Annotated in this window: 18 protein-coding genes; 14 read left to right on the plus strand and 4 right to left on the minus strand. The window is 35.1% G+C overall.

Annotation, left to right across the window (positions count from 1 at the left end; genetic code table 11):
- Positions 1-17: 17 nt before the first annotated feature.
- The 4 genes from GTR01_RS09470 (at position 18) to GTR01_RS09485 (ending at position 4283) form a co-directional block, all read left to right on the plus strand.
- Positions 18-308 (plus strand): hypothetical protein, encoded by a 291-nt coding sequence (locus GTR01_RS09470; protein ID WP_160137597.1) that lies wholly within the window; start codon positions 18-20, stop codon positions 306-308.
- A gap of 280 nt (positions 309-588) precedes the next feature.
- Positions 589-2574: a urocanate hydratase gene (locus GTR01_RS09475; RefSeq protein WP_160137598.1), complete on the plus strand. Its 1986-nt coding sequence runs from the start codon at positions 589-591 to the stop codon at positions 2572-2574.
- Between the two features lie 18 nt (positions 2575-2592).
- A complete protein-coding gene (locus GTR01_RS09480; RefSeq protein ID WP_160137599.1) occupies positions 2593-3135 on the plus strand; it encodes a Crp/Fnr family transcriptional regulator in 543 nt (180 codons plus the stop codon).
- Positions 3136-3521: 386 nt separating this feature from the next.
- Positions 3522-4283: an MBL fold metallo-hydrolase gene (locus GTR01_RS09485; protein WP_160137600.1), complete on the plus strand. Its 762-nt coding sequence runs from the start codon at positions 3522-3524 to the stop codon at positions 4281-4283.
- Between the two features lie 193 nt (positions 4284-4476).
- Here GTR01_RS09485 and GTR01_RS09490 read toward each other — a convergent pair whose 3' ends face one another.
- Positions 4477-4776, minus strand: coding sequence for a hypothetical protein (locus tag GTR01_RS09490; protein WP_160137601.1), 300 nt, complete (start codon positions 4774-4776; stop codon positions 4477-4479).
- 279 nt (positions 4777-5055) lie between these two features.
- Here GTR01_RS09490 and GTR01_RS09495 point away from each other — a divergent pair, with 279 nt between their 5' ends.
- The 3 genes from GTR01_RS09495 (at position 5056) to GTR01_RS09505 (ending at position 7669) form a co-directional block, all read left to right on the plus strand.
- Positions 5056-5979 carry a tetratricopeptide repeat protein gene (locus tag GTR01_RS09495; RefSeq protein ID WP_160137602.1) on the plus strand — a complete coding sequence of 308 codons (924 nt, stop codon included), beginning with the start codon at positions 5056-5058 and terminating at the stop codon, positions 5977-5979.
- 103 nt (positions 5980-6082) lie between these two features.
- A complete protein-coding gene (locus GTR01_RS09500; RefSeq protein WP_160137603.1) occupies positions 6083-7018 on the plus strand; it encodes a tetratricopeptide repeat protein in 936 nt (311 codons plus the stop codon).
- Between the two features lie 63 nt (positions 7019-7081).
- Complete coding sequence (locus GTR01_RS09505; RefSeq protein ID WP_160137604.1) at positions 7082-7669, plus strand: hypothetical protein; 588 nt, start codon at positions 7082-7084, stop codon at positions 7667-7669.
- Positions 7670-7708: 39 nt separating this feature from the next.
- Here GTR01_RS09505 and tpx read toward each other — a convergent pair whose 3' ends face one another.
- Positions 7709-8209 (minus strand): thiol peroxidase, encoded by a 501-nt coding sequence (tpx, locus tag GTR01_RS09510; RefSeq protein ID WP_410492575.1) that lies wholly within the window; start codon positions 8207-8209, stop codon positions 7709-7711.
- A 242-nt stretch (positions 8210-8451) separates the two neighbouring features.
- On the opposite strand from tpx, the gene GTR01_RS09515 reads away from it, so the two are divergent.
- From GTR01_RS09515 to GTR01_RS09525, 3 genes are all read left to right on the plus strand, one after another.
- Positions 8452-10080 carry an NADP-dependent glyceraldehyde-3-phosphate dehydrogenase gene (locus GTR01_RS09515; RefSeq protein ID WP_160137606.1) on the plus strand — a complete coding sequence of 543 codons (1629 nt, stop codon included), beginning with the start codon at positions 8452-8454 and terminating at the stop codon, positions 10078-10080.
- 153 nt (positions 10081-10233) lie between these two features.
- A complete protein-coding gene (locus GTR01_RS09520) occupies positions 10234-10743 on the plus strand; it encodes an RNA polymerase sigma factor (protein ID WP_160137607.1) in 510 nt (169 codons plus the stop codon).
- Between the two features lie 11 nt (positions 10744-10754).
- On the plus strand, positions 10755-11345 hold the full coding sequence (locus tag GTR01_RS09525; protein ID WP_160137608.1) for a hypothetical protein: 591 nt from the start codon (positions 10755-10757) through the stop codon (positions 11343-11345).
- An 85-nt stretch (positions 11346-11430) separates the two neighbouring features.
- Here the strand turns inward: GTR01_RS09525 and GTR01_RS09530 are convergent, their stop codons facing one another.
- Positions 11431-12966, minus strand: coding sequence for a S41 family peptidase (locus GTR01_RS09530; RefSeq protein WP_160137609.1), 1536 nt, complete (start codon positions 12964-12966; stop codon positions 11431-11433).
- A 155-nt stretch (positions 12967-13121) separates the two neighbouring features.
- On the opposite strand from GTR01_RS09530, the gene GTR01_RS09535 reads away from it, so the two are divergent.
- Positions 13122-14237 (plus strand): MBL fold metallo-hydrolase, encoded by a 1116-nt coding sequence (locus tag GTR01_RS09535; RefSeq protein WP_228452199.1) that lies wholly within the window; start codon positions 13122-13124, stop codon positions 14235-14237.
- Here the strand turns inward: GTR01_RS09535 and GTR01_RS09540 are convergent.
- Positions 14234-14503: a GNAT family N-acetyltransferase gene (locus GTR01_RS09540; RefSeq protein WP_228452200.1), complete on the minus strand. Its 270-nt coding sequence runs from the start codon at positions 14501-14503 to the stop codon at positions 14234-14236. The two genes, GTR01_RS09535 and GTR01_RS09540, sit on opposite strands and share 4 nt — an antisense overlap.
- Before the next feature lie 578 nt (positions 14504-15081).
- On the opposite strand from GTR01_RS09540, the gene GTR01_RS09545 reads away from it, so the two are divergent.
- From GTR01_RS09545 to GTR01_RS09555, 3 genes are all read left to right on the plus strand, one after another.
- The gene (locus GTR01_RS09545) at positions 15082-15537 is read left to right on the plus strand and encodes a hypothetical protein (RefSeq protein ID WP_160137610.1); all 456 of its coding nucleotides are present in this window, start codon (positions 15082-15084) and stop codon (positions 15535-15537) included.
- A 369-nt stretch (positions 15538-15906) separates the two neighbouring features.
- Complete coding sequence (locus tag GTR01_RS09550; RefSeq protein ID WP_160137611.1) at positions 15907-16812, plus strand: helix-turn-helix domain-containing protein; 906 nt, start codon at positions 15907-15909, stop codon at positions 16810-16812.
- 87 nt (positions 16813-16899) lie between these two features.
- Positions 16900-17901, plus strand: a complete 1002-nt coding sequence (locus tag GTR01_RS09555) for an aldo/keto reductase (RefSeq protein ID WP_160137612.1) — start codon at positions 16900-16902, stop codon at positions 17899-17901.
- Positions 17902-17984: the final 83 nt, after the last annotated feature.

The following is a 17984-nucleotide window of genomic DNA, read 5'->3' on the forward strand; positions in this document are numbered from 1 at the left end:
CTTAAAACCTAAATATTATGGCACCAGAAAACAATATTAATGAGCAGAATAAAAGGTTGGAACGTATGGATTATGATCCCAACGAAGATATATTCAATAGAGAAAAACATATTTCGCTTGATGGAGATGGCAATCCTATTTTTGAGGAAGTGGATGAAGATAAAATAGATAAAGGACTAGACATTCCGGGAGCAGATGCTGATGATGAAATGGAAGAAATTGGAGAAGAAGATGAAGAAAACAACTATTGGAGTCTCAGCGATAATGAGGACGACCATGAAGAGGAAAATGATGATGTATTAACTTAGATTTTATTCAAATGAAATAATTGCCTTGCTGATTTTCAGTGAGGTTTTTTATTTTCCGGATGATAATCTTACTCTGTAAGAAGGGAATGTGAGTGCATCTTTTTCAACTATAGTATTTAAAATATAGTACAGATTATATTTTCACAGAGCTGATAATCAGTTTTTTCATCTAGTCATTCTTTTACACTTTCCTTTTCTCTTCTTTTGTTGCCTATATTTCATAATTTGAATATCTTTAAAACTTCAAACATTGTTTAAACATAGAACTTTAAATAGCAATATGACATTTCAAGAACAGATACAGCAGGGGATCCCTAATCAGCTGCCACAACCAAAACCATACGAAACGAATATCAACCATGCTCCAAAGCGTAAAGAAATCTTAGGCGAGGAAGAGAAAAAACTGGCATTAAAGAATGCTTTACGTTATTTTGATCCTCAATTTCATGCAGAATTAATTCCTGAATTTAAGCAGGAATTAGAAGATTATGGAAGAATTTATATGTATCGTTTTCGTCCGGATTATGAGATGAAAGCGAGATCTATTGAGGAATATCCGGGGAAATCTGAGCAGGCAAAAGCCATTATGCTGATGATTCAGAATAATTTGGATTATGCAGTAGCTCAACACCCTCATGAATTGATTACTTATGGTGGAAACGGAGCTGTTTTCTCAAACTGGGCGCAGTATCTGTTGACGATGAAGTATCTGTCTGAAATGACCAATGAGCAGACTTTGGTAATGTATTCTGGACATCCGATGGGATTATTCCCGTCTCATAAAGATGCACCAAGAGTAGTTGTAACAAACGGAATGATGATCCCGAATTATTCTAAACCGGATGATTGGGAGAAGTTCAATGCTCTTGGAGTAACACAGTACGGACAAATGACTGCGGGTAGTTATATGTATATCGGGCCACAAGGTATCGTTCACGGAACTACCATTACTGCATTAAATGCTTTCAGAAAGATCAATAAAGATCCTAAAGGAGGACTTTTCGTGACTTCAGGACTGGGAGGAATGAGTGGAGCTCAGCCAAAAGCTGGAAATATTGCAGGTTGTGTTACAGTATGTGCCGAAGTGAATCCTAAGATTACCAAAATTCGTCACGATCAAAAATGGGTGAATGAAATCTATGAAGATCTTGATGCATTGGTAAAAAGAGTAAGAGATGCTCAGGAAAATAAAGAAACTGTTTCTTTAGCTTACCTTGGAAATATTGTGGACGTTTGGGAAAAATTTGACCAGGAAGATTTAAGAATTGATATCGGTTCAGACCAGACCTCTCTTCACAATCCGTGGGCTGGTGGATATTATCCGGTAGGACAAAGCTTTGAAGAATCTAATGCAATGATGGCTGAAGACCCTGAATTATTCAAAGAAAAAGTTCAGGAAACTTTAAGAAGACATGCTGCTGCCATCAATAAACATACAGAAAAAGGAACCTATTTCTTCGATTACGGAAATGCATTCTTATTGGAAGCTTCCAGAGCAGGAGCTGACGTAATGGCGGACAATCCTACATTAGGAAGGGAATTCAAATATCCAAGTTATGTTCAGGATATTATGGGGCCAATGTGCTTCGATTATGGTTTCGGGCCATTCCGTTGGGTATGTACAAGTGGAAAACCGGAAGATTTGCAGAAAACCGATGATATTGCTTGTGCTGTTTTAGAAGAAATGGCTAAAAACTCTCCTGAAGAGATTCAACAGCAGATGAAGGATAATATTCAATGGATCAAAGGTGCTCAGGAAAATAAACTGGTTGTAGGTTCACAGGCAAGAATCCTTTATGCGGATGCAGAAGGAAGAATGAAGATTGCTGAAGCATTTAATAAAGCAATTAAAAATGGCGAGATTGGGCCTGTAGTATTGGGTAGAGATCACCACGATGTTTCAGGAACAGATTCTCCTTACAGAGAAACTTCCAATATTTATGACGGTTCAAGATTTACAGCAGATATGGCGATTCACAACGTGATTGGTGACAGTTTCCGTGGGGCAACCTGGGTTTCTATTCACAATGGTGGTGGAGTAGGCTGGGGAGAAGTAATTAATGGAGGTTTCGGAATGCTTTTGGATGGAAGTGATGACGCAGACAGAAGATTAAAGTCTATGTTGTTCTGGGACGTGAACAACGGAATTTCAAGAAGAAGCTGGGCTAGAAATGAAGGTGCTATTTTCGCCATTAAAAGAGCCATGGAAGTTGAGCCTAATCTAAAGGTAACTCTTCCAAATCTTGTAGACGAAAACTTATTATAAATTTAAAAAAAATCAACATTGGCAAGTATCAATAAAAAACTGTTTTCACATCTCAATGTAGAGGATAGTGATCCTGTTTGGGAGAAATTTGCTGAGGTTGAATTCTCAAAGAAAAACATATTCTCGGACAATAAAGCCTATCTTGTTGAAGATGGGCTTGTCCGTAAATATTATATCAATAACACCTCAGACATCGATACTGAAGTCTGTGCAGAATTTTACTTTCCAGGTGATATTTTTACTGTAGGTACTCATGGTTCGGAAGGAATTTTTGAATCTATCAGCAGTGGCCTTGCCTGGGAAATTACTTTGGATGAAGTAAAGGAAATGTTTGTTGTAAACCCCGAATGCCGCTTTGTACAAAACTACTATCTAAGTAGAAAACTGAATGCCGCAATGAAGCGAGAAATGCTCTTGCTTAAAAATACTCCACAAGATCTTTACGAGTATCTACTATCCCATAAACCTCATTACATACAGAATATTCCTTTAAAATATCTGGCTTCTTATATTGGAGTAACTCCAATCTCTTTGAGTAGAATCAGAAAAAGGATTAGTTAAAGGCTGGAAGTTTGAAGATGTAAGCGGGAAGTTATCGAGGTTATCATAACTGTCTCACCCGTTTAAATAGAATATTCTTTTGTTTTATAAACGCAAAGTTTCACTTCTAAATACCTGTTTTTAAATGAGCAAAGCGTGAATCGATTTTTAATCGATTTGATGAAGTATGCCTCAACCATCAATTTCAGCAATGGCTTGTCCGGCATCTTTACTTCCTTGGATTTTGTCTTTTAATGAATAAAAATGTTCCTCGATTCAAAAAAATTATCAGAAATGATAGGACGATAATGAACTTCCATCTTCAAGCTTCCATTTTCCATCCCAATTAATTAACTTTTGTTTATTGTTTCGCCCTCCGCAAGTATCTTCCTTTGTAAAAAGAATTTATGGAAATACAAAAGTTAAACTGGGCCGGAATAAAGCTCATATCTAATGGTAAAACGATTTTAATAGATGCAGTAGAAGATTTTTCCTATTACAAGCCTGTTTTGGGAGATGCTGTAGAGCAAGTGATAGCATTTTCAGACTATTTACAGGCAGATTACATTCTATTTACTCATTTACATTTAGATCATTTTGACCAAAGAGTTATTAAAAAGTGCCTGAAAAAGGATGGGAAACTTATTGTTTATTCAGAATTAGAACCATTTGTCAGGAATTTGGTAGAAGACGTTGAAATAATTGTTCTGAACCTGGATGAAACCTTCTCTGAAAATGAAATCACCTTTAAACCTGTATATGCCATGGATGGGATAGGAGAAATTCAGTCTTCATGGATTGTAGAGGATGGAACAACTAAGATCTTTCATGGTGGAGATACCATTTGGCATAACCAATTCTGGAAGCTTGGAAAGGAGAATAAAGACATAGATTATGCCTTTTTACCGGTCAATGGGGTAACTGTCAATTTTGAAATTATTGGGTTGGAATACAGTCCGGTTCCGGCTTCTCTTAATTTGAAGGAAGCTTTTGCCGCTGCTCATCTTTTACATGCTAAAAAACTGGTTCCAATCCATTACGGGTTGTTTGCTCATGAGAAGTGCTATATCCCGCAGCTGTTTGATGAGAATGATCTTAAAAAAGTTTCTGAGGAAGTGGGGCAGGAGTATATGGCTTTGAAGGATGGAGCTATGTTGGCAGAATCTTAAATATGAATAAAAACATTTGGAATGTTCAATAGAAACGGGCTTTAGCCCGTTTTCTTCAATCAGGATTACAATGGGCTTTAGCCAAAACTTATTATAAATTTTGGCTAAGGCCTTATGTATTTGTCTTTTTTACATGATGCTATTGATAATCAAATGGCAGATATCTAATATTTGTATTCGGTTATATTGAAAATTATTCCTGATAGTCGATGATTTCACAGGCGATTTGTTCTTTCTCTATATAGTTTTTAAGTTCATCAAGATCTTTCCACATATAAGAAGAACCATACTGACAAATATAAATACCATCTTCTTCAAAAATGATACTGATATTAGGCATTTTTCCCGTGTTTTCCACATGTCTGAAATCCCAGAACAGCTGATGGGCATATTCATATTTTTTCTCAAAGAGTACAGCGTTTTCCAACAAATCCTGAATTTCAGTGGTTTGTTGGTGGGTAAGCTTTGTTTTTAATTTGTATTCAAATCCCATTGTAGCTTTTCAATACTTTCAGATTAAAATTTTCCCTGAAAAATAAGATAATAATCGTTAAAATTCCAAAATGCTTTAAGTTTATTTTACAGTTGTGATAAAACAAAAATCTGCTGTGGGATGGGGTTATTATTTCCATTTTATAGACAAAGAAAAGTGAGGAGTTGTTTTTTTGTTCGCCTGGATAATGTAACAGCTTTATCTGAACAACCTTTTTTACCTGTTAAAATAAAGTTTAGTATTTTTGAAGCTCATACCAATTGCAAAGACATATTATTTATGATGAATAAACTTTTTTTCATTTTCACTATTCTATCTATAATGCAGGTTCGTTATATCTGTGGAGTTAAAGACTCTCCTCCTCCAAGTACCAAAGATGTAGTCTATGTGGATAATACAGGAGAAGTTCCGTATGGGCATCAATTCTTAAACGAGAAGCAATTGGAAGGGTATGCCACTGAGCAGAGGTATGGGTATTATGAAACAAAAGACCTGGACTTCCTGACGAATAGAGGGTATATCCTGATCGTTTTAGGAAGATACAACGAAGCGATAGAACAGTTTAGAGCAATAGATTCTATACAACCCGGCAGATATTCTACCTATTCCAATATGGGAACAGCCTTTGAAATGGCAGGCAATACTACGGAAGCTCTTCAATGGATTGAGAAAGCTTTAAAGACAGACCCTAAAGGACATTTATCTTCTGAATGGATTCATATTAATATTCTGAAAGCTCATATAAAAGGAGACCGTTATATCTCCTCTATGAATCTTATTGGAAAAGATTTTGGAAATGAAGAATCTCCAAAGTCCAATCTTACGCCGGACGAGCTAAAGATTCTCAGAACACAGCTTTATTATCAACTGAATGAAAGAATGTCTTTGATAAAACCCAAAGACAAGGTAATAGCACAACTCTTGTTTGATCTTGGAAATATTACTTTTTTAGAAGGAAAGAAAAAAGATGCAATGGAAGAGTATCAATTGGCAAAAGACTATGGCTTTGATGATCCTATATTGATCAAAAGACTCCATCTATATCCCTCTGATCTGTCTAAAGTGGATGAGAAAACAGCCATTCTTGCACCAGATACCAAAGAATTCCGTGGAATGATAATTGGTCTTTCTTTAGCCTCCCTTTTAATGTCTGGGTTAATTCTTTTTATTTTTAGAAAGAAAGTCGCTTTAGTGTTGAAATAAAGTTTTTCGGTTATCCATAAAACCGATCGTTTTAAAGCTACCTTTTAAGATCAATATTGATAGCTTTCTGATAGCTTAATAATAAAAAGTTAATAGCCTAAATATGTACAAATATCTTTTCAGTATCATTCTCATTATTTTATTTTCAATTCCGGTTTCGGCCTGTCTTAATGGTGAGCAAATGGTTTTGGCCAACAATAAGCTTCTGTATTCAGATTATGAAGGAGAAATACCTTATGGACATGAATTTGGAAGTAAGGAACGGTTAGAAGCCTTCTTGGTGACCTTAGAAAAAGGGTATAACAAAACCAAGGATCTGGACTATCTTTCTGACCAGGGGTTTGTCTTAATTATTTTAGGAAGATATAAGGAAGCTATTGAACTTTATAAAAAGATTGAAGCCCTACAGTCTGGAAGATATTCTACAGCATCTAATATAGGAACCGCATACGAACTCATAGGCAATAATACTGAAGCTTTAAAATGGATTGAAAAGGCAGTACAGATCAACCCTCAATCTCATTTTTCTTCAGAATGGATTCATGTGAATATTTTAAAAGCTAAAATTAAAGGAGATCAATATATTTCATCAAAGAATTTAATTGGAAATGATTTCGGGAATGAAAAACAACCTCAATCCAGTGTAAGCAAAGATGATCTCCAGTTGCTTAAAATGCAGTTGTATTATCAGCTGAACGAAAGAATATCTTTTGTAAAACCCAAGGATAAAATAGTTGCACAACTTTTATTTGATCTGGGAAATATTGCTTTTTTGATGAATCAAAAAGCTGATGCTAAAGAAGATTATCAATTGGCTGCAGAATATGGATTTGATAATTCTGTTTTAAAAGAAAGAATAAAACTTGTATCTAAGGAAAAGAATGAAACAACAAGAAATATAGTGAATGGAGTAAAATATCATACGAAAGAGCCGCAAGTATTTCACTTGATGGAAACCATTATTTCAATTGCTGCATTTTTATTGGCAGGCCTGATCATTTTTATTTTTAGAAAGAAAATAGCCTTAGTCCTAAAGTAAAATGTCAAAATCCTTTCCAACCTTTTTCCTCACTACAGCATCTTTATAGGTAAAAGGCATACTATGAAAATTACCATTCCTAAACCCTGTCACGAAAACTGGAACAACATGACTCCTGATGAAAAAGGAAAATTCTGCACGGTCTGTTCTAAAACGGTTCACGATTTTACCCGTTTTTCAGATGAAGAACTCATCAATAGTTTTGATTCAAGTGAAAATATTTGCGGAAGATTTCGGGAAGATCAGTTAGGAGTAAATTTAAACTTTTTATTAGCAGGTAAATTAGCTTTGGGATTATTGGTTGCAGGTAGTTTTACGACTACTATAAATGCACAGGAAACAAAACCAGAAAAAGAAAAGCTTACCGAGAGAGTATCAGAAGTGAATAGGAGTTTAATATCTACCGATCCCTTCAACAGAAACCCATCTCTAAGAATTGGAGCACCTGCTGTTGTAAAACAGGAAGATAGGCCTTTTATACTACTGAATGGTAAAAAGGCTTCCTTAGAGGAAATACGTGCGATAAAACCGGATATTGTAGACACTATCTATACGCTTTCAGGAAAAGAAGCGATAGAGCAATATGGTGAAAAGGCTAAAAATGGAGCGATCGTAATTACCACAAAAAAGAAAAGAAAAAGAGCATCATAAGAAAAGCTCTGGTAACAGAATATTACCAGAGCTTTTTATTTATTGTTTCACAGCCTGAATAGCCGCTTCATAATTAGGTTCTTGAGAAATATCCGGAACTTGCTCTTCATAAATAATATTCCCAGAAGGGTCTATTACAACAACAGCTCTGCTAAGAAGCCCTTTCATGGAAGATTCTATCATTTCTACCCCATAGTTCCAGCCGAAATCAGAACGGAAATCAGAAAGCATCACCACATTATTGATTCCCTCCGCACCACAAAATCTTTTTTGAGCAAAAGGTAAATCTTTGGAAATACAAAGCACTACCGTATTAGGAAGGTTTCCTGCCTCCTCATTGAAATGATGAACAGATGCTGAGCAAACTCCCGTATCAACACTTGGAAAAATGTTCAGGATGACATATCGCCCCTTGTAAGCATCTAAGCTCTGATCATTCATATTAACATCTGTAAGCGTAAACTTAGGAGCGGGCTTATTTATATCCGGTAATTTGGAATAAGTACGTACTGGTGTTCCTTTTAACATCACCGTATTAATAGGCTTAGATTTTTGAGCAAATCCTAATACTGAGCAAAAGAATAACGTACCGAAAACTATTTTTGAAAACATTGACAATTTATTTTTAACAAAAATATTGTTTTTTTTAGTTGGCTGGATTAATTTTCATTCAAATAGCTCTTAAATAGAGCAAATCTATTGAATCATTATTCTTAAAATCAATTTTTACATCTACCTTTATTATTCAAAAGTTCAAATTCAAACGATTAAATATTAAAAATATGAGTTCAGCAAACAGCACATCATTTCAAAATATTTTTAAAAGCGAAAACGAAATCCCTGAAGAATATAAAGTTCCGGAAATCCATCAGAAAGTTTATCTTCTCAATGGGGAACTGGTAGAATGGAAAGGTGAAACTCAGAATATCTATTCTCCGGTTTGTATCCCTACTGAAAACGGATTGGAGAGAAAGCTTCTGGGAAGTATCCCCAATATTGGCCCTAAAGAAGCGATGGAAGTCCTTGATGCCTGTGTAAAAGCCTATGATAATGGTCTTGGGGAATGGCCTACCATGTCTGTGGAAGGAAGAATAAAATGTATGCAGAAGTTTGTATATCTGATGATTCAGCAGCGTGACCTGATTATAAAACTATTAATGTGGGAAATAGGGAAAACACTGGCAGATTCTACTAAGGAATTCGACCGTACTGTAGATTATATCAATCAGACTATTGATGCTTTAAAAGACCTGGATAGAGAATCTTCCCGTTTTCAGGAGGCAGAAGGAACCATAGCGCAGATCAGAAGAGCTCCATTAGGGGTAGTTCTAAGTATGGGGCCTTTTAATTATCCTTTAAATGAGATCTTTACAACACTGATTCCTGCTTTGATCATGGGAAATACGATTTTATTTAAACTTCCCAAACATGGAGTGCTTGCTCACTATCCATTATTAAATGCCTTTAAAGAAGCTTTTCCTAAGGGAACAGTAAATACTTTATATGGAAAAGGTTCTGAAATTATCACTCCAATTATGGAGAGTGGAAAAGTAAATGTATTGGCATTTATAGGTTCAAGTAAAGTAGCTAACGGACTGAAAAAACTACACCCGAAAGTGAACCGCTTACGAGCAATTCTAAGTCTGGATGCTAAGAATGCAGCTATTGTTACTCAAAATGCTAATCTTGATGTAGCAGTAAGCGAATGTATTCTGGGAGCGCTTTCATTCAATGGGCAGCGTTGTACAGCTTTAAAACTTATTTTCGTTCAAAAAGAAATTGCGGCAGAATTTACTATGAAGCTGAGTGAAGCTGTTGCTGCTCTGAAAGCAGGCTTGCCATGGGAAAAAGAGGTAAAGATAACACCACTTCCAGAAGTCAATAAACCACCTTATCTGAAAGAATGTATTGATGATGCGATAGCAAAAGGAGCCGCTGTTTTAAATAAAGATGGAGGCTATACCGAAGAATCATTTGTCTTTCCGGCAGTTGTTTACCCTGTAAATAGTGATATGAAACTGTATCATGAAGAACAATTTGGCCCTGTAATTCCTGTAGTTCCGTTTGAGGATATTGAAGAGCCAATCGATTATCAGGTACATGCCTCTCATGGAATGCAGGTGAGCATTTTCAGTGAAGATCCACAGGAAGTAGCAAAGCTGATTGATCCTTTTGTAAATCTTGTAAGCCGTGTCAACATCAATTGCCAGGCACAGCGTGGGCCGGACGTATTCCCATTTACCGGAAGAAAAGATAGTGCAGAAGGTACTCTTTCTGTTTTTGATGCCTTGCGCTCATTCTCAATAAGATCTCTGGTAGCCGCGAAACTTACAGACTCTAATAAAACTTTATTGAATACGATTGTAAGGGAACATGATTCTAACTTTTTAAGCACAGATTATATTTTTTAAAGTTAATAGCAAACTGTATTTAACATAAAATTGTAGATATAAAAAAAACATAACGATAAGCCTGACAGAAAATACTGTCAGGCTTTTTTGTTTTTTTACTAACTTCTGTAACATTTTTTTTCAATGGAAACTAACTGTATACAGTAACAAGTTATGACCTCATTAGAGCAAGCGTTTATCCATAAGATTGAAAAACATAAAGGAATCATTTTTAAGATTTCCAAAATGTATATGTCCGAAAAAGATGACCAGGACGATCTTTTTCAGGAAATAACCTGCCAGTTGTGGAAGGCATATCCAAACTTTAGAGGTGAAAGCGAATTTTCAACCTGGCTGTACAGAATTGCTTTAAATACAGCGATTATTTTCCTCAAAAAAGAGAAAAGAAGAAACTTTATTATTAACGAGAATTTATCCAATCATTTTATCCCTCAAGAAGATTATAATGATGAAAAAGAAGAGCGAATGAAAGAAATGTACAAGGCAATCCATTTACTCAACCCCATCGATAAAGCTTTTATTTTTTATTATCTGGAAGACATTTCAGGTAAACAGATTGCCAACCAAATGGGAATTTCCGAAGGTAATGCAAGAGTAAAAATGAACCGCGCTAAAAATAAATTGAAAGATATCTTAAATCAACATAGTCCTAACCCATATTAAATCATAATCCAATGAATATAGATGAATTGAAAAATACCTGGCATGAAGATAATACAGATGAAACCCCTGAAATAAGTATAGATCAGAGAAATAAAATAAATCTTCCCCTTGAAAAAGTACGCAAAAATATGCGTATGGAATTTTGGTGGGTAGTGGGAATTTTCGTTTTTGCATTCCTGGTTTGTTCAGTTTGCCAACCCTTTAAACTTCAATTGTATATCACTGTTTTGATTGCTTCAATGCTTATTGTTACCATTTTCTTTTACAGTAAGTTTTTCAAACTGTATAATAATATCAGTAATACAGAGCTTAAAACCAGCGATTCTCTAAAAGATCTTGTCACCCAGCTAAATCTGAATAAACAATATTATTTATCTTACTATATCAGTTTTGCACCATTTATAGTATGTGAAATTCTTATTGTCCTCGAATTTATACCTTGGCCACAGCCTTTAAGTGAGACTAAAATAGCATTCATTTTGATTAGCAGCCTTGTTGGTGGTTTATTTTTATTGTTTGTATGTGGTAAATTTTGGTTCCATCGTTATTATGGAAGATACATTGATCATATAGAGTCTCTGTTGAATGAACTGAGGAAGTAAATTTTAAAAGGATCGGCGGGCTGAAAGCCCGCCGATCCTTTTTATTATTGTAAAAAAATGTAGAATTTCTCAGTTTCCTTTTTATTTAATTTTTGTCAGCTTTTTCCTTTCCAATTTCATTCCGGATCCAATCCAGCTGAGGATCTTTTCTATCAATAATATCCTGCATACTTTCTTTGATCTCTACATTAGGAACAACGCCTTTATGGGTTTCTGAAAAATCAATATTCGGTTGTACAAGAAGGAGTCCGATCGGAAATCTGATCTCAGAATTTGGTAATTTCTGATAAGAATAAAAACCGGCTACCGTTCCGTCATTGGCTCCTCCGGTCTCTTCTCCTACAAGGGTTGCTCTTTTATCATTTTTAAGCTTTGCTGTAATGATGGAGGATGCAGAGAAGCTTCCGCCGTTGATCAAAACAAAGACTTTCCCATGGAAAGCTTCCTTATTGGGTTTTGTAGGTTTGTCAGCTTTCATTTTATAGAAAACTTTTCCGTCTTTTTTATAAGTACTGAAAGCCTGAGCAAAAAAGTAACTTGGATAGGAGATACTCTTAATTGCATAATCTAATGGAGAACTTTTTCTGAAATAGTTGGTTCTCAAAGGAATGTCCCGTGAAGTAACCTGAGAAGGTTTTATCAGAGTAAAAGGCTTATCAGTAAGGTAAGAATACAGATTATTGATCTCATAAAGAGAGCCGCCATAGTTGTTGCGGACATCAATGATAAGATAATCTGACTTTGCATTCTTTATCTTTGAAAAAGTCTTTTTATAAAATTCATCCGAATATTCTCTGGAGAAACTTTTCACTTTTATATAAGCGATGGTACTGTCTTTATCCAGAAATTTAAAACTTCGGTTATAAGAATTGCTGGAAGCGACATAATCGTTCAGTTTTTTTTCCTGAGTTCGCTTATTCATTTCCTTATCCATTTCAAGATCAGTATCAGATTTAGATTCCCGGCTCAAAATATAGGTATGTTTTTCTCCCTTATAAAGAGTCTCAATAGTGGCTCTGTCGGAAAGTCCATTTTCAGCTGTATAATAACTAAAGAATAGATCTTTCAAGAAGTAAGGTTGAAAAGTAGTATTATACCCATCGCTGCTAATCAGGTTTTTGTATTTTTTGATATAGTCTGAAACCGGAATATTGTTGATAGACAAAACTTCAGTTCCAGGTTGAATATTCTCAATGCCATCCCTGTTTTCCGTAATATACATCTGCTCTCCGGAAATATAATATTCAAATCTGCTGAACAACCCCTTTTTATGATCTAAGGTTTTGATTTCTCTTTTCGTAAATTTTTTTCTGGGAATTCTTAGTGAAAGATGTCCTTCCCGGATTCCAGCAATCACGGGCTGAAATTTAAAATAAAATTCTAGTGGAGTAAGTGGCTCGGTGATGGTTTGTTTAAGGCTGTCAAGCTTTCGTTCCAATTCCTTTTTGGGAATATACCAATAGAGTTGAGGATGCATCTGCTGAAGTTTTGAATAAGCAAAATCCACATCTTCTTTAAGCTGCTCCGGGGGAATACAGGAAGCCCGCTGTTCATTGTGCCTTTTAATAGACGCACATGAGGAAAGCATGGCCAGAATAAATATTACCGAGTAATTTTTCAATAGATCTTTGAGTTTTTTTAAGCTGCTAAAATAGAAAGTTTAAAATTAATCATTACTTAAATGAATAATAAATTTTCTGAAATACATGATAAATTTAGTTAAAAAAATGCACTCAAACACATCTTATTTTCATGTAAGTGCAAAAGTCGGTACCTTTGGAACTTATTTTCTTACAAATGATGTATTGGATTTTAACGATTGTAATTGTATTGATCGCAACCTATTTTATCGTAATCAATGGGATGGCATTTGGAGCAGTTCCGAAAGGAAAACGTTTGAAGCGAATCAAACAGTCGAAACTTTATAGAAATAAACAATTTCAGAATATCAGTCATACACCTTCCATTGCGGAAGGATATAAAATGAGCAAGGTAACCTATGATTTTTTCTTAGGTAAAAAGCATCCGTTATTGAAACCTTTAAAAGAAATTCCTTCTATTCATACCGATTTAAAGAGTCTAGACAAAAATACAGATGCCTTTATCTGGCTGGGGCACTCCTCTTATTATATACAAACAGACGGGGTTTCATTTTTAATTGATCCTGTGCTAAGTTTATATGGTTCACCTTTTAAATATTTCAACAAAGCATTCAAAGGTGCTGATGTTTTTAAACCTCAGGATATACCGAATATTGATTATCTGGTGATTACCCATGACCATTTTGATCATCTTGATTATCCTACTGTGAAGTCCATCAGAGATCGCACAAAAATGGCCATTGTTCCATTAGGAGTAGGAGCTCATCTGGAGCGATGGGGGTATACAGAATATCAGCTTATCGAAGAAGAATGGGAGACCACAGTTGAGTTAATAAATAATATTAAACTAACCTTTACCCCTGCCAGACATTTTTCCGGTAGAAGATTAAAGCAAAACGATACGCTTTGGACTTCCTATGTATTGGAGACTCCCACAAAGAAAATATTCTTGGGTGGGGACAGCGGTTATGATTCCCATTTTAAAACAATAGGAGAAAAGTATGGCCCATTTGATTACGCTGTTCTTGAAAACGGACAATATGGTGAAGCCTGGAGATATATCCATACTTTACCTGAAGATGTTATTCAGGCGGCTGTCGATATAAATGCCAGACATATTCTTCCGGTGCATGCTGCAAAATTTGCATTGGCACTTCACCCATGGAATGAGCCATTACAAAAAATAACAAGTTTAGGTAAAGAGAAAAATTTAGATATCCTTACCCCGAAAATCGGAGAAGTGGTAGATCTGAATAGCCGAGACCAGCAATTTACCGTCTGGTGGGACTAAGCATGCCAAATATCTTTATATCTTCTTGGATGATTTTCAAATTGTTGACGAACAAAATCACATTCCGGGTCTACAAGCAAATCTTTTTCTTCTGCATAGCGAACCAGCTCATCCAATAATAATTTGGCATAGCCTTTCCCTTCACGCTCTTCATCAAGCTTGGTATAATATACAATAAGAAGTCTTCCGTCAACCTCTATGGACATATAACCCGCTTTTTTCTCATCAATAAACAACTGCAGTTCATCCTGATATGGAGATACCATAAATTTTATATTTTCCATAATTATTGAGATTTGGTTGATAATAAAATAATATTGAGAACTCCCGAAAGCATTCTCTTCCTTAAAATTACAAAATTATTTAACATGAAATAATAGTTTTTGAAAATCTTAACGAATTTTATAAGAGGATGAGATAAAAGATAAAAGATAAAAGATAAAAGATAAAAGATAAAAGATAAAAGATAAAAGATAAAAGATCTTGTCGTTAAACAACTAAAGCATTCGGATATCAGCATCAATAGAGGAGGGCTTTAGCCCGCCTGAATAAATTTTAGAAACATTCCATTGGCTTTAGCCAAAACCTAAATCTCACAACCCGCATCCTGAACCCCGCATCTCGTACCTCACTCCAACCAAAAACCCTTCCTGTTTAATAGGAGTTAAAATCAGTAAAGAATAACCTAGTTATGATTGAGAATCAATAAAATGACTTATTGTTGTAATTTATTTCAAACATAATCAGTTGTTTATGGTTTTTATTAACAAGTATTGGGAATTATGATTAATAATTGGCACTTTAATTGACTATGTCATTATGTTTAATTTAAAAGAGGAATGAAATGAAAAAGTTATTGCTAACAGCATTTTTGATTGGGACGTTCAGTCTGAGCTACGCCCAATCGGATTATTATAATGATTATAGAAGGAGTATATCAGATATTAATTGGCAGACAGTAGTTGCAGATTTACTACTTTCTACAACACAAGCTAACCAAGTCTATGCATTGAATGACAGATATCGTGATTATAATTCATGGAATAGAGTATATGTGGTAGAGCCTGGAAGATGGAGAGGAGACCGATATTCAGAATTAGAAAGAATTCTTGGACGAGAAAAATATATTATTTTTAAAAATAGATATTATAGAGGACAAAATCCTGTAATTATATACGGACGAAATAAAAATGATTATAAAAGATACCGTAAAGAGCAGGAGAAATACTATAAAGAAAGAGCTAAGTATTACAAAAAACAAAATAAGCACAACCATGGACACCATGGTGACTGGGATTAACCATTATCAACTATTATATATATTCACTATTGAAATGGCTGGCATTCGTGCTAGCCATTTTTATTATAAGTAATGAGTAATATTGCCATTAAACAAATATTTCCTATACATATTAATATCAATAGGAGTGGGCTTTAGCCCGCTCAAATAAAAGAATAGCCTCCATACGGCTTTAGCCAAAACTTAAGATTCTTCGTTCTGCTTGTACGTTTTCAATAAGACTTTCACTACTTAGAAAATGTTCATAAAAATATCAATAGAATCAATGACCATCAGTACTTCCTGCTCCCATCTTTCATCTTCCCGCCTCTAAATTCCCTTTCTTAAAATTATATCCATTAATTTGTTTGAATTTTATAACTTTGAAATATGGAATCAAATGAATCAATACAAGGTTTTTATGAACGAAATGCTCCCGGATTTGGATCTTTATGTTTAGGGCCCAACAAAATGGGGCACTTTAATGTGTTTTCACGAGATCACTGTTCATTGTTATCACCATACAGCAGAAGAGATTATTATAAAATTTCACTGATTATAGGAAAAGGAAAGCTTCATTATGCTGATAAATGGATCTACGTAGATCGTCCCGCATTATTGTTTTCCAATCCTATTGTCCCTTATTCATGGGAAGCTGATGATGATAATCAGAAGGGATGGTTCTGCTTATTCACAGAATCATTTTTACAGAATGGGAGCCGTTTAGGAAATCTTCAGGATTCACCATTGTTTAAAATCGGCGGAACTCCGGTGTTCTTTCTGGATGAAGATCAACAAACGGTACTTTCAGATCTCTATATCAAAATGATGAAGGAAATTGAATCGGATTATGTTCATAAGTATGATATGCTGAGAGCCTATCTCCACCTGATGATCCATGAAACCATGAGAATGCATCCGGCAGAAACATTTGAACCTTACCAGAATGCATCCCAAAGAGTAGCAACCTTATTTATGGAACTGCTGGAAAGACAGTTTCCGATTGACAGCCCTGAAGCTTTTTTGAAGCTCAAGTCTCCCAATGATTATGCACAGAGTCTTTCCATTCATGTGAATTCTTTAAATCGTTCCGTAAAAGAAATTACAGGGAAAACAACAAGCCAGCAGATTACCGCAAGAGTGATACAGGAAGCCAATGCCTTGTTAACCCATACAGACTGGAATATTGCTGAAATTGCCTATGGACTGGGCTTTGAAGAACCTGCTTATTTTACCAATTATTTTAAAAAACAGACAGGAATAACCCCCAATACTCTAAGATTGAACCTTGTTTGAATTTTATAATTCTTAGTTTGAATTCTATATCGGTGATCGCTGTTGCATGTTCTAATTTTGTCCTATAAAATTAAAATCAAAACCGTCATGAAATTTAAAAAATTAGGAAACACTGGTGAACAACTTTCTGCTATTGGATTAGGTTGTATGGGAATGAGCTTTGCTTATGGGCCGGCAGATGAACAGGAAAGTATCAATACATTGCACAAAGCATTGGATTTAGGCGTTAACTTCTGGGATACCGCAGATATGTATGCTGACGGAGAAAATGAAAAATTAATCTCTAAAGTTTTAGTCCCTAATAGAGATAAAATTTTTATTGCTACAAAATTTGGATTCAGATTTAAAGATGGAAAAGCAAGCCATAGCGGTGCTCCCGGAACATACTTTGATGGGTCTCCGGAATGGATCAGAAAGGCTGTAGATTTAAGTCTTCAAAGATTAAAAATTGATACAATAGATCTTTATTACGCCCACAGAATTGATCCCAATGTTCCCGTTGAAGAAACAGTAGGAGCTATGGCAGAGCTGGTTAAAGAAGGGAAAGTAAAATATATCGGCTTGTCTGAAGCTTCTCCGGAATCCATCAGAAAAGCCAATAAAATTCATCCTATTGCTGCTTTACAATCAGAATATTCTATCCTTACCAAAGATATTGAGAATGAGATCCTGCCAACCATCAGAGAATTAGGAATTTCATTAGTGCCTTATTCACCTTTGGCAAGAGGTCTTTTTGCTAATATCAGTGAAGTACAAAATCTTGATGATAATGATTTCAGAAAGTCTTTACCTCGCTATCAGCAGGAATACCTTGAAAATAATACAAAATTAGCCAATGAAATCAATGAGTTTGCTGCTTCTAAAGGAGTAAAAGGAACTCAATTGGCATTAGCATGGGTCTTGAATCAGGGAGACGATATCATTCCGATTCCGGGAACCAAGCGTATTAAATATCTGGAAGAGAATGTGGCTGCTGCTAATATTGATTTATCTCAGTCCGATTTGAATATGATCGATGCCATTTTGAAAAAATATCCGAATGTAGGAGAAAGGTATAATGAAGGTTCAATGAAACTGGTCAACAACTAAATATTAAACTTACACTGGGTTTCTGAATATCAGAAGCTCAGTTTTCCTATAAAATATATTGCACTTATTAATCTAAAACATTT

The sequence above is a fragment of the Chryseobacterium sp. c4a genome, assembly GCF_009900745.1.
GTDB lineage: Bacteria > Bacteroidota > Bacteroidia > Flavobacteriales > Weeksellaceae > Chryseobacterium.